Annotated in this window: 20 protein-coding genes; 13 read left to right on the top strand and 7 right to left on the bottom strand. The window is 33.9% G+C overall.

The features are described 5' to 3' along the window. Nucleotide 1: 1 nt before the first annotated feature. Genes MV052_RS06520 through MV052_RS06470 form a run of 11 tightly spaced genes read left to right on the top strand, consistent with a single transcriptional unit; the run spans nucleotide 2 to nucleotide 7,535 of the window. Nucleotides 2-487 carry a TRAP transporter small permease subunit gene (locus tag MV052_RS06520; protein WP_297442150.1) on the top strand — a complete coding sequence of 162 codons (486 nt, stop codon included), beginning with the start codon at nucleotides 2-4 and terminating at the stop codon, nucleotides 485-487. After that, nucleotides 484-1,767 (top strand): TRAP transporter large permease subunit, encoded by a 1,284-nt coding sequence (locus MV052_RS06515; protein ID WP_297442147.1) that lies wholly within the window; start codon nucleotides 484-486, stop codon nucleotides 1,765-1,767. The genes MV052_RS06520 and MV052_RS06515 overlap by 4 nt, the downstream gene beginning before the upstream one ends. Nucleotides 1,768-1,785: 18 nt before the next feature. Then, nucleotides 1,786-2,283 (top strand): HIT domain-containing protein, encoded by a 498-nt coding sequence (locus MV052_RS06510; RefSeq protein ID WP_297442145.1) that lies wholly within the window; start codon nucleotides 1,786-1,788, stop codon nucleotides 2,281-2,283. 40 nt (nucleotides 2,284-2,323) lie between these two features. Next, the gene (locus MV052_RS06505; protein WP_297442143.1) at nucleotides 2,324-2,536 is read left to right on the top strand and encodes a hypothetical protein; all 213 of its coding nucleotides are present in this window, start codon (nucleotides 2,324-2,326) and stop codon (nucleotides 2,534-2,536) included. 11 nt (nucleotides 2,537-2,547) lie between these two features. Next, nucleotides 2,548-2,760, top strand: a complete 213-nt coding sequence (locus MV052_RS06500; protein WP_297442141.1) for a hypothetical protein — start codon at nucleotides 2,548-2,550, stop codon at nucleotides 2,758-2,760. A 12-nt stretch (nucleotides 2,761-2,772) separates the two neighbouring features. Further along, a complete protein-coding gene (locus MV052_RS06495; protein ID WP_297442139.1) occupies nucleotides 2,773-4,992 on the top strand; it encodes an EAL domain-containing protein in 2,220 nt (739 codons plus the stop codon). A gap of 21 nt (nucleotides 4,993-5,013) precedes the next feature. Then, the gene (locus tag MV052_RS06490; protein WP_297442137.1) at nucleotides 5,014-5,334 is read left to right on the top strand and encodes a hypothetical protein; all 321 of its coding nucleotides are present in this window, start codon (nucleotides 5,014-5,016) and stop codon (nucleotides 5,332-5,334) included. Next, nucleotides 5,334-5,957 carry a type III pantothenate kinase gene (locus tag MV052_RS06485; RefSeq protein ID WP_297442135.1) on the top strand — a complete coding sequence of 208 codons (624 nt, stop codon included), beginning with the start codon at nucleotides 5,334-5,336 and terminating at the stop codon, nucleotides 5,955-5,957. Before MV052_RS06490 ends, MV052_RS06485 begins: the two co-directional genes overlap by 1 nt. After that, nucleotides 5,951-6,574 (top strand): ATP phosphoribosyltransferase, encoded by a 624-nt coding sequence (gene hisG / locus MV052_RS06480; RefSeq protein ID WP_297442133.1) that lies wholly within the window; start codon nucleotides 5,951-5,953, stop codon nucleotides 6,572-6,574. The genes MV052_RS06485 and hisG overlap by 7 nt, the downstream gene beginning before the upstream one ends. After that, nucleotides 6,567-7,250 (top strand): class I SAM-dependent methyltransferase, encoded by a 684-nt coding sequence (locus tag MV052_RS06475; RefSeq protein ID WP_297442130.1) that lies wholly within the window; start codon nucleotides 6,567-6,569, stop codon nucleotides 7,248-7,250. Before hisG ends, MV052_RS06475 begins: the two co-directional genes overlap by 8 nt. 27 nt (nucleotides 7,251-7,277) lie before the next feature. Next, the gene (locus MV052_RS06470) at nucleotides 7,278-7,535 is read left to right on the top strand and encodes a hypothetical protein (RefSeq protein WP_297442128.1); all 258 of its coding nucleotides are present in this window, start codon (nucleotides 7,278-7,280) and stop codon (nucleotides 7,533-7,535) included. Between the two features lie 3 nt (nucleotides 7,536-7,538). On the opposite strand, the gene amrA is transcribed toward MV052_RS06470, so the two are convergent. From amrA to MV052_RS06435, 7 genes are all read right to left on the bottom strand, one after another. Then, nucleotides 7,539-8,099, bottom strand: a complete 561-nt coding sequence (gene amrA, locus MV052_RS06465) for an AmmeMemoRadiSam system protein A (protein WP_297442126.1) — start codon at nucleotides 8,097-8,099, stop codon at nucleotides 7,539-7,541. Nucleotides 8,100-8,183: 84 nt separating this feature from the next. Next, entirely contained in the window at nucleotides 8,184-9,200 is a 1,017-nt protein-coding gene (locus MV052_RS06460; RefSeq protein WP_297442124.1) for a cytochrome-c peroxidase, read from the bottom strand. A 105-nt stretch (nucleotides 9,201-9,305) separates the two neighbouring features. Next, complete coding sequence (pdxA, locus tag MV052_RS06455; RefSeq protein WP_297442122.1) at nucleotides 9,306-10,217, bottom strand: 4-hydroxythreonine-4-phosphate dehydrogenase; 912 nt, start codon at nucleotides 10,215-10,217, stop codon at nucleotides 9,306-9,308. Beyond that, entirely contained in the window at nucleotides 10,199-10,996 is a 798-nt protein-coding gene (locus tag MV052_RS06450) for a pyridoxine 5'-phosphate synthase (protein WP_297442208.1), read from the bottom strand. Before MV052_RS06450 ends, pdxA begins: the two co-directional genes overlap by 19 nt. 1 nt (nucleotide 10,997) lies before the next feature. Continuing rightward, nucleotides 10,998-11,711, bottom strand: a complete 714-nt coding sequence (locus MV052_RS06445) for a lysophospholipid acyltransferase family protein (RefSeq protein ID WP_297442120.1) — start codon at nucleotides 11,709-11,711, stop codon at nucleotides 10,998-11,000. Between the two features lie 60 nt (nucleotides 11,712-11,771). Beyond that, nucleotides 11,772-12,710, bottom strand: coding sequence for a polyphosphate kinase 2 (ppk2, locus tag MV052_RS06440; protein ID WP_297442118.1), 939 nt, complete (start codon nucleotides 12,708-12,710; stop codon nucleotides 11,772-11,774). A gap of 48 nt (nucleotides 12,711-12,758) precedes the next feature. Continuing rightward, complete coding sequence (locus tag MV052_RS06435; RefSeq protein WP_297442116.1) at nucleotides 12,759-14,690, bottom strand: thioredoxin domain-containing protein; 1,932 nt, start codon at nucleotides 14,688-14,690, stop codon at nucleotides 12,759-12,761. Nucleotides 14,691-14,891: 201 nt separating this feature from the next. On the opposite strand from MV052_RS06435, the gene MV052_RS06430 reads away from it, so the two are divergent. Both MV052_RS06430 and MV052_RS06425 read left to right on the top strand, forming a co-directional pair. Next, nucleotides 14,892-15,389, top strand: a complete 498-nt coding sequence (locus MV052_RS06430; RefSeq protein ID WP_297442114.1) for a nucleoside 2-deoxyribosyltransferase — start codon at nucleotides 14,892-14,894, stop codon at nucleotides 15,387-15,389. Beyond that, on the top strand, nucleotides 15,390-17,990 hold the full coding sequence (locus tag MV052_RS06425) for an ABC transporter substrate-binding protein (protein WP_297442112.1): 2,601 nt from the start codon (nucleotides 15,390-15,392) through the stop codon (nucleotides 17,988-17,990). Nucleotides 17,991-17,994: the final 4 nt, after the last annotated feature.

The following is a 17,994-nucleotide window of genomic DNA, read 5'->3' as shown; positions in this document are numbered from 1 at the left end:
TTTGCATTTTATAGATAAGTTTTTAAGATACATATCCTATTTTACTGCGTTTATTATGGCTCTTTTGGTTGTTTTGATTGTATTTGATGCAACGAGTCGTTATCTCTTTTCTCATGGCTCAACAGCACTCCAAGAGCTTGAATGGCATTTTTTTGATGTTGTTATTTTATTGAGCATAGCCTTTACGCTACGACATAATGCACATGTAAGAGTAGATATCTTTTACGATAAGTTTTCGCCAAAAATGAAAGCTTTGGTAAATATCATTAGTTTTGTATTTTTTGTACTGCCTCTTTCTTTGCTCATTGTCTATATAGGCATAGGGTTTGTAGAGATGAGTTTTGTTCAACATGAAGCTTCTTCAGACCCTGGTGGGCTTAAATATCGTTGGATAGTCAAATCTCTTATGCCACTTGCTTTTATATTTTTGTCACTCCAAGCAGTAAAAGAACTCATTAGTAATATTCAAAAGTGGAAGTCATTATGATAGCTTTGATTATGTTTTTTGTAGCTTTGGCACTTCTTTTATTTGGCATTCCTGTTGCTTTTGCCTTTGGTGGGGTGGCTATGATGTTTGCTTTTTTTATTCCTTCACTTGGCTTTGAGGTCTTTAACATTTTACCATTTAGAATTTATGGCATTATGAGTAACACAACACTTATGGCTGTACCACTCTTTATCATGATGGGTTTGATCTTAGAAAAATCAGGGATGGCAGAAAAACTGTTACTCTCTATGAGCGCACTTTTTAAAGGTGTGCGTGGTGGACTGGGTGTGAGTGTCGTTTTAGTTGGCGCTATTTTGGCAGCTTCAACAGGTATAGTCTCAGCTTCGGTTGTGATGATGAGTGTCATAGCACTTCCTTTAATGCTTAATGCTGGATACAATAAAGGTCTAGCAAGTGGCACAATCGCAGCGAGTGGCACACTTGGACAGATCATTCCTCCTTCTATCATCCTTATCGTTTTAGGCGATGTAATGAGTGTGAGTGTTGGAGATTTGTTTATGGGTGCTGTTTTACCAGGCTTAACTTTAGTCTCACTCTATATCACTTACATACTTGTACGTGCTTATGTCAACAAAGATGATGCTCCTGCATTAGTAAGTAATGAAAAAGTGAGTTTGTATCAAATCTTTGCTGCAATAGTGCCACCAATGGTGTTAATGTTGACAGTCTTAGGGAGTATATTCGCGGGAATTGCTTCACCTACAGAGTCGGCTGCCTTTGGTGTAGTAGGGGGATTAATGCTCTCTGCACTCAATAAAACATTAAACTTTGAGATGATTAAATATGCACTTTTTGAGACAATGAAGCTCAGCGGAATGATATTTATGATACTTATCGGTGCTACTGCGTTTAGCCTTGTGTTTAATGAACTTGGTGGAACAGACTTGATACTTGACTTCTTTTCAAATGACATAGGGAATGTTTGGGTATTTATAGCTGTGGCAATGCTCAGTATATTTATACTTGGTTTTTTCATAGATTTTATTGAGATTAGTTTTATCATCGTGCCGATTTTAGTGCCGGTTATGGCTGCGTTTGGCATAGACCCTATTTGGTTTGGGGTTTTGATAGCGATGAATTTACAAGCTTCATTTTTAACTCCACCTTTTGGACTCTCGCTCTTCTTTTTAAAAGGGGCAGCTGGAAATAGTGTGAGCACTATGGATATTTATAAGGGGATAATCCCTTTCATTCTTTTACAACTTTTGGGTTTAGGACTTGTAATCCTTTTTCCAAATTTAGTATTTGCATTTTTATAAAGGATAGGTACTTAAAACATGGAAGATATACTCTACGCGCCTTGGCGAGATGAATATGTGACAGGAGAAAAGATAGATGGATGTGTGTTTTGTCATATTAGCACACATGAAAAAGATGATGTAAAACTACATGTGTTATACAGAGATGAGCATTGTTTTATAGTGATGAATCGCTATCCTTATACACCGGGTCATTTTATGATTATTCCTCATCTTCATACAGACAAGCTTGAAGAACTCTCAACTGAGACTTGGCTACATATGGCAAAGCTTGCACAGCAAGGTGTACGACTTCTTAAAGAAGGTTTTGGTGCTCAGGGTGTCAACATCGGTATGAATTTAGGAAAAGCAGGTGGAGCTGGCATAGCTGAACACATTCATATGCATTTGGTACCACGTTGGGAGAGAGATACAAATTTTATAACTTCCACTGCACAAACGAGGGTATACTCAACTGATTTTGAAAAAATATATAACAAAATAAAAAGTTTAGTTCCAAAATATATTACTATTTAATATTTTTGATGTATACTAAAACAAAACTAAGGAGATTGTTATGAGTGATGCTGTTATAAAAGAACTAGCTGCTAGAAAAACTGAAATCGAAAATGAAATAGAGTTACTTTTTAAAACAAATATGAAGATTACGGATTGGGATGTCCCAGAAGCAAACGACAAAGAGGCTGCTGATTTGATTTTGAATATCATGGACAAGAAGATTCAAGAACTGAGAGCGGATGTAAAAGCCGGAAAATACGATACTTATTAAGGAGCAATAAAATGAGTGCACACAAACATAGAGAACATTTAGAAAAAATTAAAGACGCGGTTGTAAACACTGAAGAACTAGATGAAAGTCAAAAAAGTGATAGTGTTAAAAGAATAGAAGAGTGGATTGCAGAAGATAAAGCTTTTGGTACTTTAAAAGAAGAGTTATTAGAAGTGAGTGAATATTTTGAAGTTTTGTTTGCCGAACTTGGTTTAACGAAGTAGTGAGTTGATTAGATGTATGTAAGTGCAAGAGCAAAATTATTAGGATTTTTACTAGCAGCTATTTTGGTTAGTATGTCGTATGTCTACATCTCTCAGCTTACAGACAGTCTAACAAATAAAATATATCTTCATACTGCAAAAACTATGCAGGATGATATACAAGAAGAGTTATCCTCAAAGTCACAAGATGTGCTGATACTCTCTGTTGCTTTAGGTGCAACACAGGATATCAAAAAACTTTTTAATAAAAAGAAAAAAACTTACCCTGACTTTGATGATATTTCTTTACAATTAACAAAATATTCTCTTTTTGAAGATATTACATTTAAGGTACTCAGAGTAAACGCTCAAGAAAAACCTTTGATTGAAAAACCTGTAGTCTATCTAGAACTTCCAAAAAATGAAGACTCTTTGGCATTTAAATCTATAATCCCAATATACATAAATGGAAGCATGGAAGGATATTTTAGTGCAAAAGCTATCTTTGACTCTATAAGTTCAAATATACATGCAAAAAAATACAATGCCGTTATTGTTGTCAATGATGCAAAAAAATTCTATGTTACAAATCCATTTTACAACAAAAATCTTATTGATGTTGCCTATCGAATGTCTAAAACTGAACTAGAAAGTATTAACAAGTACAAGGTAGATAAGAAAAATGGGATACTAATAACTACGTTAAAACTTGACAATATTAATGGTACAACGCAGGGCTATGTTCTTTTAGCAAAAGATCTAAAAGAGATAGATATGTCAAGTGTGGCGAGAGAAAAAGATAAAACTATATTAGTATTTACATTGTTGATACTAGCATTTTTTATTCTTTTATATTACGTTTATATGGTGAACTATAAAAAGAGTATAGAATTTTATAGTGATGAATTAGAAAAAGACTTAGAGAATAAAAGCCTTGAGCTTGAAAAACAAGCAGATGTATTAAGATTTATTGCTCATAATGATCCTTTAACTGGTTTACCAAACAAACTTGCATTGATAGATAAGCTACAAGCTTCAATTGATAATGCCAAAATAAATGATTATCGTGTAGGTATACTCTTTATGGATTTGGATAAATTTAAAGAGATAAATGACACCTATGGTCATGAAATAGGTGATATCTTACTCAAGCAGGTTGCTAGTAGATTAAAAGAGTGTATAAAACAGACTACTGTGCTCTCAAGACTGAGCGGAGATGAATTTGTCATTATAGATGATAAAATGACTGATACTGGCATAAGTAATCTTACAGAAAAAATTTTGTTGGAGATGAAAAAGCAATTTTTGATTCAAAATCAAGATATTTACATTACTTTTAGTATAGGCTTGAGTATCTATCCAAAAGATGGGGATACAACGGCGATACTCCTTGGAAATGCAGAAACAGCTATGTATGCTTCGAAAAATTTTGCTAAAAATAATTATAAATTTTATGATGAGTCGATGACAAAATTTTCTAAAAAGAGAATGGAGTTGGACTTAAACATTAGAGCTGCTTTGAGAAATAAAGAGTTTGAGCCATATTATCAGCCAAAAATGAATGCTGTGACAAATAAGGTTATAGGGATAGAAGCGCTTATTCGTTGGAATGATGGTGAAAATGGTGTGGTAAGTCCTGCACAGTTTATACCATTTTGTGAAGAGACAGGTTTAGTTATTGATATAGATAGATTTATGTTAGTTGAGTCAATAAGACAGGTTGCTAAGTGGCAAAGTATAGGTATAAAGACTGGTAAACTCTCTGTAAATATTTCAGCAAAAAAACTTGAGAGCCCGAATTTTATCAGTCAACTAAAGCAAATTATGTTGAGTGAAAATTTCAATCCAAAAGATTTGGAACTTGAAATTCTTGAAGGACAGATTATGAAAGATCCTGAAAATTCTATCAAAATTCTTCAATCATTACGAGACTTAGGAATTTCTATATCTATTGATGATTTTGGAACAGGCTACTCTTCTTTGTCCTATCTTAATAAGCTTCCAATTACAAGGCTTAAAATTGATCGTAGTTTTATCATAGATGTACCTGAAAATGAGTATGATGTTACTCTTGTGAGAACAATTATTGCTATGGCAACGAACTTGAGTTTAGATATTATTACTGAGGGTGTTGAAACAAAAGAACAAGTTGACTTCTTAGTTGAAGAAGGATGTGAAAATATACAAGGGTATTATTTTTCAAAACCTCTTTGTGCAGAGGATTTGAAGGAATACCTCATTGAAAACTCTTAAATAAAAGGCTATAAAATAGATATGCAAATGGTTGTTGATTCTCTGAGACAAAAGGGAAAAATATTTAAAAAAATGCAAGAAGTAGCGCCAAAAGATTTAGGCATACGAAACAAAATAAAAATTTATAAGGCTACAGATATAAATGGCTATTTTTGGGCGATATTTGCTGTAAGTCAAAAAAGTAGGCTTTTAATGAAAGATGTACATAAGTTTGAAGAGATTTATGCGAAACTTTCACTCTTCTTTGAACACAATTTTAAGCATAAAGTTATTTTTATTGATGCTCCACTCTGTTCAAAAGCGGCAAAAGCTTTTAAAGAAGCTGGCTGGAAAATCCAATAATGCTACTGTGCGATATAGGAAATACTTCTTTTCATTTTTTAGATGAAGAAAGAGAGTATAAAGAAGATGTCGCTCTGTTTGAGCCTGAGACCATACAAGAGAAGGTCTATTTTATATGCGTGAATCAAGTAGTCAGTGAAAAACTCTCATCTTTAGAAAATTGGATAGACTTAGCTGCATTTATAGATATGAGTAAATATTACAAGACAATGGGCATTGATAGAATATTTGCTGTTGAAGCATTGAGTAATGCAGTGGTCATAGATGCAGGGAGTGCGATCACTGTTGACATTGTAAAAGATGAAGTTTTTTTAGGCGGATTTATCTATCCTGGCATTGGCGCTATGCAAAAAACTTATGAAAACATTTCTCCTGCTTTAGCATATTCATTTAACTTTGAGTGTGACTTGGATATAATGCCGAAAAATTCACAAGATGCTATAAGCTATGGCTATTTAAAAACGTTTTATTGTGAAGTGATGTCACATAAAATGCCTGTCGTTTTAACAGGTGGTGATGCATCAAAGTTAAAGCAAATATTTCAGAATGCTAAAATTGACACACAGTTGATTTTTAATTCTATGAAAAAGATTATAAAAGAAAATGAGGAAAAATTATGTTAACAGTTGCACTTCCAAAAGGGCGTATTGCTAAAGAAACTTTAGAGATTTTTGAAACAATTTTTGGCGAAGATTTTAAATTTGATGATAGAAAACTAATCTTAGAAACTCCAAACTTTCGTTTTTTACTTGTTCGTAATCAAGATGTTGCAACATATGTGTATCATCAAGCAGCAGATATTGGTGTTGTTGGACTTGATACTTTAGAAGAACAAGGTCTTGATGTTGTTCGCCTTTTAGACTTACGACGTGGTGTATGTAAAGTTGCCATAGGGATGAGAAAAGGGGAGAAGTTAGACCTTACAAAACCTGAACTCAAAGTTGCATCAAAAATGGTAAATATCACAAAACGTTACTTTGAAGAGAGAGCTGTGAGCGTTGAGATTATCAAGCTTTATGGTTCAATTGAGCTTGCTCCTCTTATCGGGCTTGCTGATATGATAGTTGACATTGTAGAAACTGGAACGACTATGAAGCAAAATGGTTTAGAAGTTGTACAAGATATTATGACAAGTTCAACATATCTTATCGCAAACAAAAATAGCTATATCGCTAAAAAAGATGAAGTGCTTGATATTTATGAAAAGATAAATACAATCATTAAAGCTGAAAATGACTAATCTTGACTTATATGCTAAAGCTGAACATCTTTTAGGGATTGAAGAAGCTACTGAAGCTTTGTATGACTTGTATCGTTCAGAACTTGAAGAGTATGATGTAAAAACACTTCTTGATGTAGGTTGTGGACGTGGTGGCTTTATGCAACGTATGATTAGTGATGGTGTAAAGTGTAAAGGGATAGACTTAAGTTCTCTCATGGTTGCAGAGTGTCAAGCCCAAGGACTTAATGCAGAGTGCGTAGATGTTAAAGATGTAGATGGCAAATATGATGCTATTGTGAGTATCTTTGATGTGCTTAATTTTATGGATAAAGAGGCATTGACATCATTTTTAGATGCTGTTGCACAAAAGCTTAGTGATGATGGTGTTTTTATCGCTGACATTAACACTTTGTATGGTTTTAGTGATGTTGCTGAGGGAACGATGAGCAGTGATAATGAAAAGGAATTTTTGAGTGTAGATGCTGCGTTTGAAAACAATCAATTGCATACAAAATTTACACTTTTTGAGCAAGAAGAAGATGGAAGATTTACAAAGTATCAAGATACCATTGTACAGTACTTTCATAAAGTACAGTTTTTTCAAAAACTTACTGGTTTAAAGCTTGTAGAAAAACAAACTTTTTCTCTCTATGACACTGAAGATAAGACACTTTTAATCTTTAAAAGACGATAATAAGAGTATATAAACAAAGGAGTTAAAATGAGTAAACACAAAACAAAAATTCAAAAAATATTTGAGCACCCAATGTCAGGGAATATTGATAGTAAAAAGCTTTTATCAGCTTTAGAGCACTATGGTGCAACTGTTGATTTAAACAAAGAACATCGTGCAATAATCCACTTAAATGGAAAAGAGCACTCTATGACACTTTCTCATAGACCAGAACTCTCTAAAGACGCGATAGTAAAACTTCGCCACTTCTTAGAAGAAGTAAATCTGACGCCAGAGAAGCTATAGTATTTAAAAGACTATAGCCTCATAAACATAGAGCATTGCATCTTTGCAATGTTCTGGCGGTATCCCTGCTTTTTCTACACAACAACTTCTGACAAACTCTTGGGCATTCCATTTCATATCTGTTGCAACTTGTGGTAAGTAGGTTCCATTACGAGAGCCGTATTTTACATATATACCATGTTTACCAACGACAACGTCTTCTATGGAGTTCACTTTTCTTCTGGGTGTTAGAACTGAGATTTCTATATCTATATTATCAAGTTCATTGGGCGTGACAGGTGAGAACCTATTGTCATATCTTGATGCAGATACTGCCATATCAATGATGACATCATAAAGGGGTTGGTCAGGTTCAAATCTTCCTATACAACCTCGAAGCTTGCCATCTTCATGGAGTGTAACAAAAGCCCCAAGATGTTCTTGGAACTTTTTAGGCATAGTACTTGGGTCAATTTTTATCTTCTTATCATGTAAAACTGCTTCATAAAGAGCTAGTTTTGCTATCTCTTTAAGTGCTTTCTTCTCTTCATCTGTTAAAAAAAAGTCTCCATTGTTCTCGTTCATAGTAATAATCCTTAAAAGTTATTAAATAATTATTAATAACGATTATGCATCTATTAACATAACAAGTCAAGCTTGCTATGTTTTTTAGTTAAGATCAGGTTTTGGAGTAGTTGCAGTAGAAGCTGGAAGCATAGGCATCATCATATGTGGTTTTTTCCCTGTTAAGGCACCTAAAAAAGTTTCTATAGATTCTGCTTGTTTATCAGAAATTTTTGTGCCAAGTTGGATACGTCCCATCTCTTTAATAGCATCTTTTAAATTCCAAATCATACCGTTATGAAAGTAGGGTGCAGTTTCCGTGATATTTCTAAGTGTTGGTACTTTTACCATACCGTTTTTATCACCTTTGAAGTCACCTGTACTCATATATTTGTAGGTTGCTGTTACATTAAAGGCACCCATCTCTCCACCAAGTGCAACACCATTATGACAAGACGCACATCCAATTTGGATGAATGTTTTAAGACCCTCTTTTTGTTTTGGAGTCATAGCTTCTTTATATCCATTCATAAATGCATCAAATGGTGCAGGTGTTACAAGTGTTCGCTCAAAACTTGCAATAGTATCGGTTACTTTTGCAAAAGTGATTTTTACATTGTCGCCATAGGCTTGTTTAAATTCTTTGACATATTCTGGCATTGACTTTACGACTGCTACTATATGCTCTTTTGTTGCTGCCATTTCAGGGTGTGCAAGTGTTGGACCTTGTGCTTGTTCTTCTAAGTCTTTTGCACGTCCATCCCAAAATTGTGAACCAAAAAAGACAGCATTATAAACAGTAGGTGAGTTTAGGTGATGTGGATTATGTCTCCACATATGACCAGTAGCAGCACCAACACCATCATCTCCACCTTCCATTACATTATGACATGTATTACAAGAGATAAGACCACTACGTGATAGTCTTGGATCAAGATAGAGTTTCTTTCCAAGTTTTACTTTCGCATCTGTGATGTGATTTTTAGGATTATCTATTAGCTTTAAGAGTGCAGTTTTTGAAGCAGGGATAGGAAGTAAACCTGCATTTTTTGCATCTTTTGTCAGTGGACTTGCCATAAGTGACGCTGTTGTGAGTATTGATAACACGATTACTGATTTCATTTTATACCTTCTATTTATTATTTAAAGACAATTAGTATCTTTTTTCAGAAGAAGTATAGCAAATAAAATCTTTAAAGACAATTAGTATCTTTTAGGTAATTATTTTCATAATTGTAGAGCACTCTCTACTGCGTTTAGATAGCTAAGGGTTTTGGCTTCTTCTTTGTAGGCTATGTCAAACGCAGTTCCATGATCTACTGAGGTTCTTATGATTGGTAAATTGAGCGAAATGTTGACACTTTCATCAAAATAAAGTGCTTTGAGTGGTGCAAGACCCTGATCGTGATACATTGCTACGAAGTAGTGAAAGTTTTTACGAAAGTAGGGTGCAAAAGCAACATCTGGAACAACAGGTCCAACAAACTGCTCAAAACCTATTTTTTTATTTGCACTTTTAATCGCTTTTGTAATGATAAGCTCTTCATGACCTAGTACACCATTATCTCCCGCATGAGGATTAAGCCCAAGCACTGCGATTTGCTCTGTTGCGACAGAGTTGTGTAGGTCTAAGAAAAATTGTTTTAGCTTTTTGTACTTTATAGAACTAGCAACTTCTTTGAGTGGTATATGTTCTGTAAAAAGGGCAACAAACATCTCAGGACAACCTAACATCATAATTGCATCTTTGTTAAAGTGCTTACGAAGTAGGTCAGTATGACCTTTGTACTCAAGTCCTGCCATCATCCAAGCTTCTTTATGTATCGGAAGTGTGACAACAGCATCTGCTTTTTTTTCTTCACAGAGTTTGACAGCAGACATAAAAGAGTTGTAAGAGTAAAGTCCACTTTTCTTTGTGACTTTTCCTACTTCAATGCTAAAGTCACCATCTACTGCGTTTAGATTGAAATCTTTTGGTATGACTGCGTTTAGAAGTTTGGCAGACTGCTCAAGCATAGCCTCATTGATACAATAAAGAGGTTCACACATCTGAGATACTTCATCATGTGCTTTTAGAGCTATTTCAATACCCACACCATTGAGATCTCCTACGCTGATAGCTATTTTAGGTTTATGCATCGCGTTGTTAGCTTTTTCATCTCTTTTATAGCTTCACTAAGACCTGTAAAAACACTTCTAGCTATGATACTTTGACCGATATTTAGCTCAACTATCTCCTCAATTTTCATCATTTCATGAACATTATGATAATTAAGCCCATGTCCAGCTGCAACCTCAAGTCCAAGTTTTTTGGCATGGATGGAGGAGAGTTTTATCTGCTCTATTGCCTGCTCAAGTTTTTCGCTGAGTTGATGTCTTGGAAAATCAAGCTCTTTAACTGCATGATTTGAGTGTGGTAGTGAAGAGTTGAGCATTGCAAAAAGATTAGCAAAAAGTCCGGTATGCAGCTCAACCATTTCAGCACCAAGTTCTTTTGACTTTTCCATCGCTTCTATAGTTGGATCAACAAAGAGTGAAACAGGAATGATAGAGTCATGTAACTGCTCTATCGCATAGGCTATCTCATCTTCATATGTAAAAACATCAAGACCACCTTCTGTTGTAACTTCTTCTCTTTTTTCAGGTACCAAAGTTGCACGGTGGGGTTTAAGCTCACTGACGATGTTGAGTATCTCTTTATTGATTGAGCATTCTAAGTTTACAGGAAGTTTTGAGAACATCATGATATTTTTGACATCACTGTCTTGAATATGTCTTCTGTCCTCTCTGAGGTGGATAGTTATCTGATCTGCGCCATTTTCACAAGCAACATAAAGGGCTTGTAATATATCAGGGTCATTCACTTGTCGTGCTTCTCGCAAAACTGCAACATGGTCTATATTTACTCCGAGTTTCATTTTATTCATCTATTTTTTTCTCTTTTACTGATTTGTAAAAATCACGATATTTTTCTTCTAAGTCATCATGAGAGATGATCTCTCCGATATGTACATTGACGGTGTATTGTTCAGAAAATGGAGCATCTTTAAAGACTTGTTCAAGTTTATCATTAATGTAGACTGGAACAATGTCAAGCTTGTTTGCTTTAGCAATCTTTTGTGCACCACTTTGAAATGATTTTATGCCATCACCTTTAAATCTTTCACCTTCTGGAAAAATGTATAGGTTCATATCATCTACTTTTGAAAAAGTCTTTTTAATCGTTTTAAAAAAACTCAATAAACCTCTTTTATTTTCTAAATCAACTGAAATACAACCGCTGTATTGGAAAAATTTACCATAAATAGGGTCATCAAATAACTCTTGTTTCGCTATCCATGTTCCATTTTTCTCGTATCTTGAAAAAACATTTTCCATAACGAGGATATCAAGTAGGGAACGATGATTGATAGCATAGAGAATTTTGTCTTTTTTGGGAAGTTCTCCGATGATATTTACTTTGATATTTAAAAATTCTAGCACATTGTTAGAGTAACTTTGTCTGGCTTTTGATAGGTCTTGATAGGCATATTTTAGCGTTATGAAAGGGTGAAAGTAAGTCTCTTTAAAAATTCTAATATACTTGTAACCAAGCTTAATCATAAAGAAAAATTTTCTGAAATCTTTTAGCATATAATCCTCTTTTACTTTTAAAGAAAAATTATAGCCAAATATATTTAATTATTTTATACTTTAAGCATTATTTTTCTTGAGTGTCATCTCAGTTTCCATAAGTTTTATCTCATCATTGGCAAAGATTCTAATCTCCTCATCAGCTTTGAGTTTTTTCTTGCTTATTTTATTAGGGTAATCAAAATGGTTGAGAATATGTTTGATACAATTGACTCGCGCTCTTTTTTTGTTATCTGAACGTATGATAGTCCATGGAGCATGATCTGTATGGGATGCTAAAAGCATAGAGTATTTAGCAATCGTGTACTTGTCCCACAAGCCTTGAGATTTTTCATCAACAGGAGAGAGCTTATACTGCTTGAGTGGATCTGTTCTACGTTTGTCAAAACGTTTTTTTTGCTCAGCTTTTGAAACAGAAAAATAAAATTTGAATATTTTAATATCTGAATTGACAAGCATTTTTTCAAACTCTGGAACTTCGTGTAAAAACTCTTTATGTTCCTCCTGCGTACAAAATCCCATAACAGGCTCAACACCAGCACGATTGTAATAACTTCTGTCAAAGAGTACAATCTCACCAGCTGATGGAAGATGCTGCACATATCTTTGAAAATACCACTGTGTTCTCTCTTTATCACTAGGTTTATCAAGCGCTACAACTCTTGCACCACGAGGATTAAGGTGTTCTGTGATTCGTTTGATCGTTCCACCTTTTCCAGCTGCATCACGACCTTCAAAAATCATCAAAACTTTTTGTCCCGTATCTTTAACATAGTTTTGCATCTTGAGGAGTTCTATTTGCAAAGTTTTAAGTTCATCCTCATACTGCAACACTTCATCTTTAACCCATACTGCTACACGCTTTTTATGTGGGTCTTTATCTCTTTTGTCATATTTGTTATTTTGAGATTTTTTTTCTCGTCTATCCTCATGCGTAATCTCTTGCAGTACTGCACCATCTGTTAACTCATCATCTAAAATATTTCTTTTATGTCCCATATTCATTTTCCTTTTATTCGCTCTTATTAGATTATAAATCAATAAAGATTAAAAAGAGTTTTTAATGATATTTTCTATCTCATTGATATTGCTAGTGTGTGCAAAACAACTCATTTGCCCACAAACCATAAAATCTTGATCTTCACTCTTTTTTAATTCTATAAAAGGATATTTGAGTTTTGAAAGTGCAAGTGCATTGTTAGTAAGATTATGTTCTTGCGATTTTACGATTCTATCTCCTTTGACATAACGTAATGCCTGGATGAGCATATATGGATAGTAAATAGGTCGGCGTCCAAGTTCATAAGAGTTGTACTCCATAGTTTTAAAAGCAAAATGTGTATATTTTTCATCTTCAAGAATCGTACCTAAACGCATCAGTGTATCAATCATAATACTGACAGAACTAGTATATGTACTATCTGTTATCTCCGCTTTTACAGCAAATTCGCCATTGCTAAAGTTCCATAAACCTTTGTCATAAAACTCTTCAAGGGCTTTGTTTGCAAATCTTTGTGCATTGATGAGATAAAGTTCATTTTGTGTGTACTTAAACGCAGTAAGGAGAGCTTGACTTAAAAAAGCATAGTCTTCTAAAAAAGCTTCAACTTTTGGTGTTTTATGTATGAGTGTTGTGTGATAAAGCACACCATCAAGAAACATTGTTTCTAAAAGTTTGTCTAAACTTTTGATGGCTTTGTCTTTGTAATTGTTATCGACTGCACCAAGTTTAAAAAGTGAGTTAATCATCATAGCTGACCATGAAGTTTGCACTTTTTTATCTATAAAAGGGTAGCTTCTGTTTTGTCTTATCTTTTGTAAGAGTACTCGAACCTCGTCAAACCATTGAGGCATTTCACCTTCAAAACGAATGATATTCTTAGTCTCAAAGTTTCCATGGTGTGTGACACTCATCTGCTCACACATAGCTTTTGCATCTTCATAACCATGCTCTGCTAAGACGGTATAAACTTCTTCGTAGCTATAAACAAAATATGTGCCCTCTGCATCATCACTATCTGCATCACTTGCACTGTAAAAAAGATCATCTTCGCTCATAAAGTTATACCAAAAATCTGCTATCTCTCTTGCAATGCGGAGATATTTTTCATCTTCATAACTGAGATAGGCTTCGGTATAAACACCACATAAAAGAGCATTGTCATAGAGCATTTTTTCAAAGTGAGGTACCAGCCAGCGCTCATCAACACTGTAACGGCAAAAACCACCATCCACAAGGTCATACATTCCTCCTTTGCTCATATGTTCAAGTGTGTTTGTAACCATAGCCTTAGCAGATGCATCATTATAAAGTCTGTCTATAACCATAAGTGCTAAAAGTGTTGAACTTTGTGGAAATTTTGGTTTATCAGAAAAACCACCATTTCTTGTGTCATAGTTATTTTTTGCTTGTAGGAGAAGATTTTTATAAAAGTCCTCTTTTAAAACAGTTGCCTCTTTTGGATGCTCAATATGGTTTAAAAAACCTTCAATTTCATCAGCATTCTCAAAAAGTTTTGCATCTATTTCTTTTGTTTTGTTTGCTATAAGACGAGTAAGCTCCTTAAAACCCATTCCTTCAATACTTCCTGAATTGGATTCAGGCGGAATGTAAGTTCCTGCAAAAAAAGGCTTGTTTTGTGGGGTACAAAAGATACTTGTTGGCCAGCCACCTGCACGACGATTTAAAAGAAGATGTACTTCTTGGTAATATTTGTCAATGTCTGGACGCTCTTCACGATCAACTTTTATGCAGATAAAGTCTTCGTTAAGTATTTGTGCACACTCCTCATCTTCGAAAACATTTTTTTCCATAACATGACACCAGTGACATGAACTGTACCCTATAGAGATAAATATAGCTTTATTTTCAGCTTCTGCTTTAACAAAGGCTTCATCGCACCAAGGCCACCAATCAACTGGATTGTCTTTGTGTTGTTGTAGGTAAGGGGAATCTTCTGTTTGTAATCTATTTGACATAAGTTTATTCTTTATATTTGATTTTTAGTAGAATATGAAAAATACTCTAATAATATGCTTAAATTTACACGGTCAATCAAAAGCTAGATTCACAGTCAAGCTGAGAATGACTTGAGTTTTGATTTAGCGTATTAAATTTATGTCAAGCGAAATGATTCAATCTAAAGATGATATAATTTGAAAAAATAATTTAGGATGTTTATGAAAAAAATATATATCGCAGGACCTGATGTTTTTGAGCAAAACTCCATAGAAATAGGGAAGAAACTTGTTTCTTTATGTGAAAAGTATGGCTATATTGGTCTGTATCCATTAGATAATGTGGTTGATTTTTCACAGCCAAAACATAAAATAGCTACAGATATTTTCAAGGCTAATGTGAAAATGATTCAAGAGAGTGATATAATTGTTGCAAATCTCAATGCTTTTCGAGGAAAAGAACCTGATAGTGGAACTGTTTGGGAATGTGGTTATGGCTATGGAATAGGCAAAGAAGTCTATGGATACATGCAAGAAACAAAAGAGTATATCGAGAGTTTTTCTGCCGAAGAAAAAAGAGAAGAAAATGGTATGTTTTGGGATAATGAAAACCGTTTTATAGAAGATTTTTCCAATCCAGTGAACCTTATGATAGCGCATAGTGCAAAAGTAATTCAAGGTGATTTTGAAACTGTATTAAAAACTTTAAATGGAGAATAGATGCGAGGAATAGTTTTATTTGTTATCTTTTATAGTGGCATACTCAATGCCTATACTATTGTTGATGAAAGATTACACACGAAATTAGAAAAAGTTTCCCTACAACTTCATTGGAAGTATGAGTTTGAATTTGCTGGATTTATAGCAGCAAAAGAGAAAGGCTTTTATCGTGATGCTGGCTTAGATGTGACATTGAAAGAGTATGAAAATGACATTGATATTATTGGAAATGTCGTATCAGGAAAAGCAACTTATGGGGTTTATAACTCGAATACTTTACTTGAGTATATGCGGGGTAAGCCTGTTGTGTTACTTGCTTCATTTTTTAAACGTTCTGCTTTAGTGCTTATTACAAAACCAGAGATTAAAAGAGTTGAAGACCTTAGAGCTAAGCGTGTGATGGCTTCAAGTAGAAAAGATTTGGAGTTAAATTTTAAACCTTATTTTAATGGACACCAGATTACCTGTGATGATCTTATTTTGGTTCAACACACTTTTAGGGTAAAAGAATTTGTACAAGGCAAAGTTGATGCCATGACAGCATATATTTCAGATCAACCATATAAACTTGATGAATTAGGGGTAAAGTATAATATTCTTGACCCCTCAAATGAGAACACTTTTTCCCTGCAAGAAGAGTTGTTTACATCCAAGAATGAAATTCTACATCACGAAAAAAGAGCTACTGCATTTAGGGATGCTTCCATACGAGGATGGCAGTATGCTTTAGAGCATAAAGATGAAATTATTGAAATTATTCATAAAAAATATGCACCTCATATCTCTATTAAAGATTTGAGATATGAAGCAGATGCTATAGATAAACTTATTTTGCCATTTATCTATGATGTTGGTTCTGTTGATATGAACTTTTTAAACAAGCAGTATAGAATTTTTCAAAAAAATCACAACCTTGACTCAGAACGAGAACTGCGCAATTTTGTTTTTAAAAAGAAAGAAGAAAGTTTAAAGTTTACTAATAAAGATTTTGAATATATTGATACACATCCAAGTGTTAGAGTCTGTTTACATCCAAAGCAGTTCCCCATTGAAGGTGTGTCAAATGGTAAGATGGTGGGTATGATTGCGGAATTTTATAAAGAGCTAAGTAAGAAGACCTATCTTGATTTTAAACCTGTTAAAAGTAGTTCTGAAGAAGAGTTAGAGGATCTGCTATCTTCAAAAAAGTGTGACATATTAGCTATATATGCTACTAGAGACAAACGCTATAAAACGCTCAAGCCAACAAAGCCATTTACAGAAGTTACTTTTACTTTGATAAGTAAACCTGATAAATCTTTTGTCAGAAATCCAAGTGATTTAAAAAACAAGGTTTTAATAACAAGGCTGGAATCATATAAAGATCATCTTATGTATCTCTATCCTTATCTCAACATTGAAGTAGAACCTAATGAAGAAAAAATGGTAAAAAAAGTTCTTTCAAATAAAGTGTATGGGCTTATTTCTGTTGACTTAAAGGCTGATTATATCATTGATAAATATGGATACTCCAAACTAAAAATAAATGGTTTTTTAGCAAAAGACAATCCTATGCCTGTAAGCATAGGATTGCAAGAAGATGAAACTCAATTATATAGCATCCTTGAAAAAGGGATAGATGCGATAGAGCCTAGCGACATAAAAAATATTGAACAGAGTTGGAAAATATCAAGATATCAAAAAACAGTTGATTACTCTTTGATGTGGATTACTCTAGGAATTATGTCTCTTATCTTCTTAATCATGGCGTATTATCAAAGAAAACTCAAAAGATTTAATCTTGAACTAGAAAAGTTAGTTGATAACAAAACAAAAGAGTTACGAGAGATAAATGACTCACTTGAAGCCACTGTTCAAGAAAAAGTAAATGAGTTGATAAAAAAAGATGAGATACTAACAAGACAATCCAAACAGGCAGTCATGGGTGAGATGATAAGTATGATAGCACATCAGTGGAGACAACCATTAAATATGATTACTTTGCAAATTTCAAATATACAACTCAAAGATATGGTTGGACAAAAGGTTGAAAAAGAAGAGTTACTTAAAACTTTAGAAAACATCAACCAAACGATGGTGTATCTCTCAAATACTATTGATGATTTTAAAACATACTTTCATCCCAACAAAGAAGCAACAGCTGTGAAGTTTAATGAAGTGATGCAAAAAGTCATCAATTTTATTACACCAAGACTGAAAAAAAATAATATTGTTATAAAAGTAGAATGTGAAGAGGAACTTGTACTAAACACTTATACAAATGAACTTATTCAAGTGCTTTTAAATATTATAAATAACGCTATTGATGCTTATCAGTCAGCTTCATCGCAAAGTCTCAAAGATATTAGTGTAGTTTGTGAAGTGAAAGACAAGAGAGTGAAAATCTCCATCAAAGATCATGCTGGTGGGATAGATAAGACAATATTACTTGAAGTATTTGAACCTTACATGAGTACAAAAGGAAAAAATGGCACAGGCTTAGGTTTGTATATGTCAAAAATGATTGTAGAAAAGCAATTTAGCGGTTCTATTTCTGTAAGTAGTCATGATGGATCAACAACTTTTGTCATCGAAATTCCAGTAGATATAAAGAAGAAATAACTCT

Source organism: Sulfurimonas sp. (genome assembly GCF_026988655.1).
GTDB lineage: Bacteria > Campylobacterota > Campylobacteria > Campylobacterales > Sulfurimonadaceae > Sulfurimonas.
The sequence above is the reverse complement of the archived record's forward strand: the minus strand, read 5'-3'. Positions and strand labels throughout refer to the sequence as shown.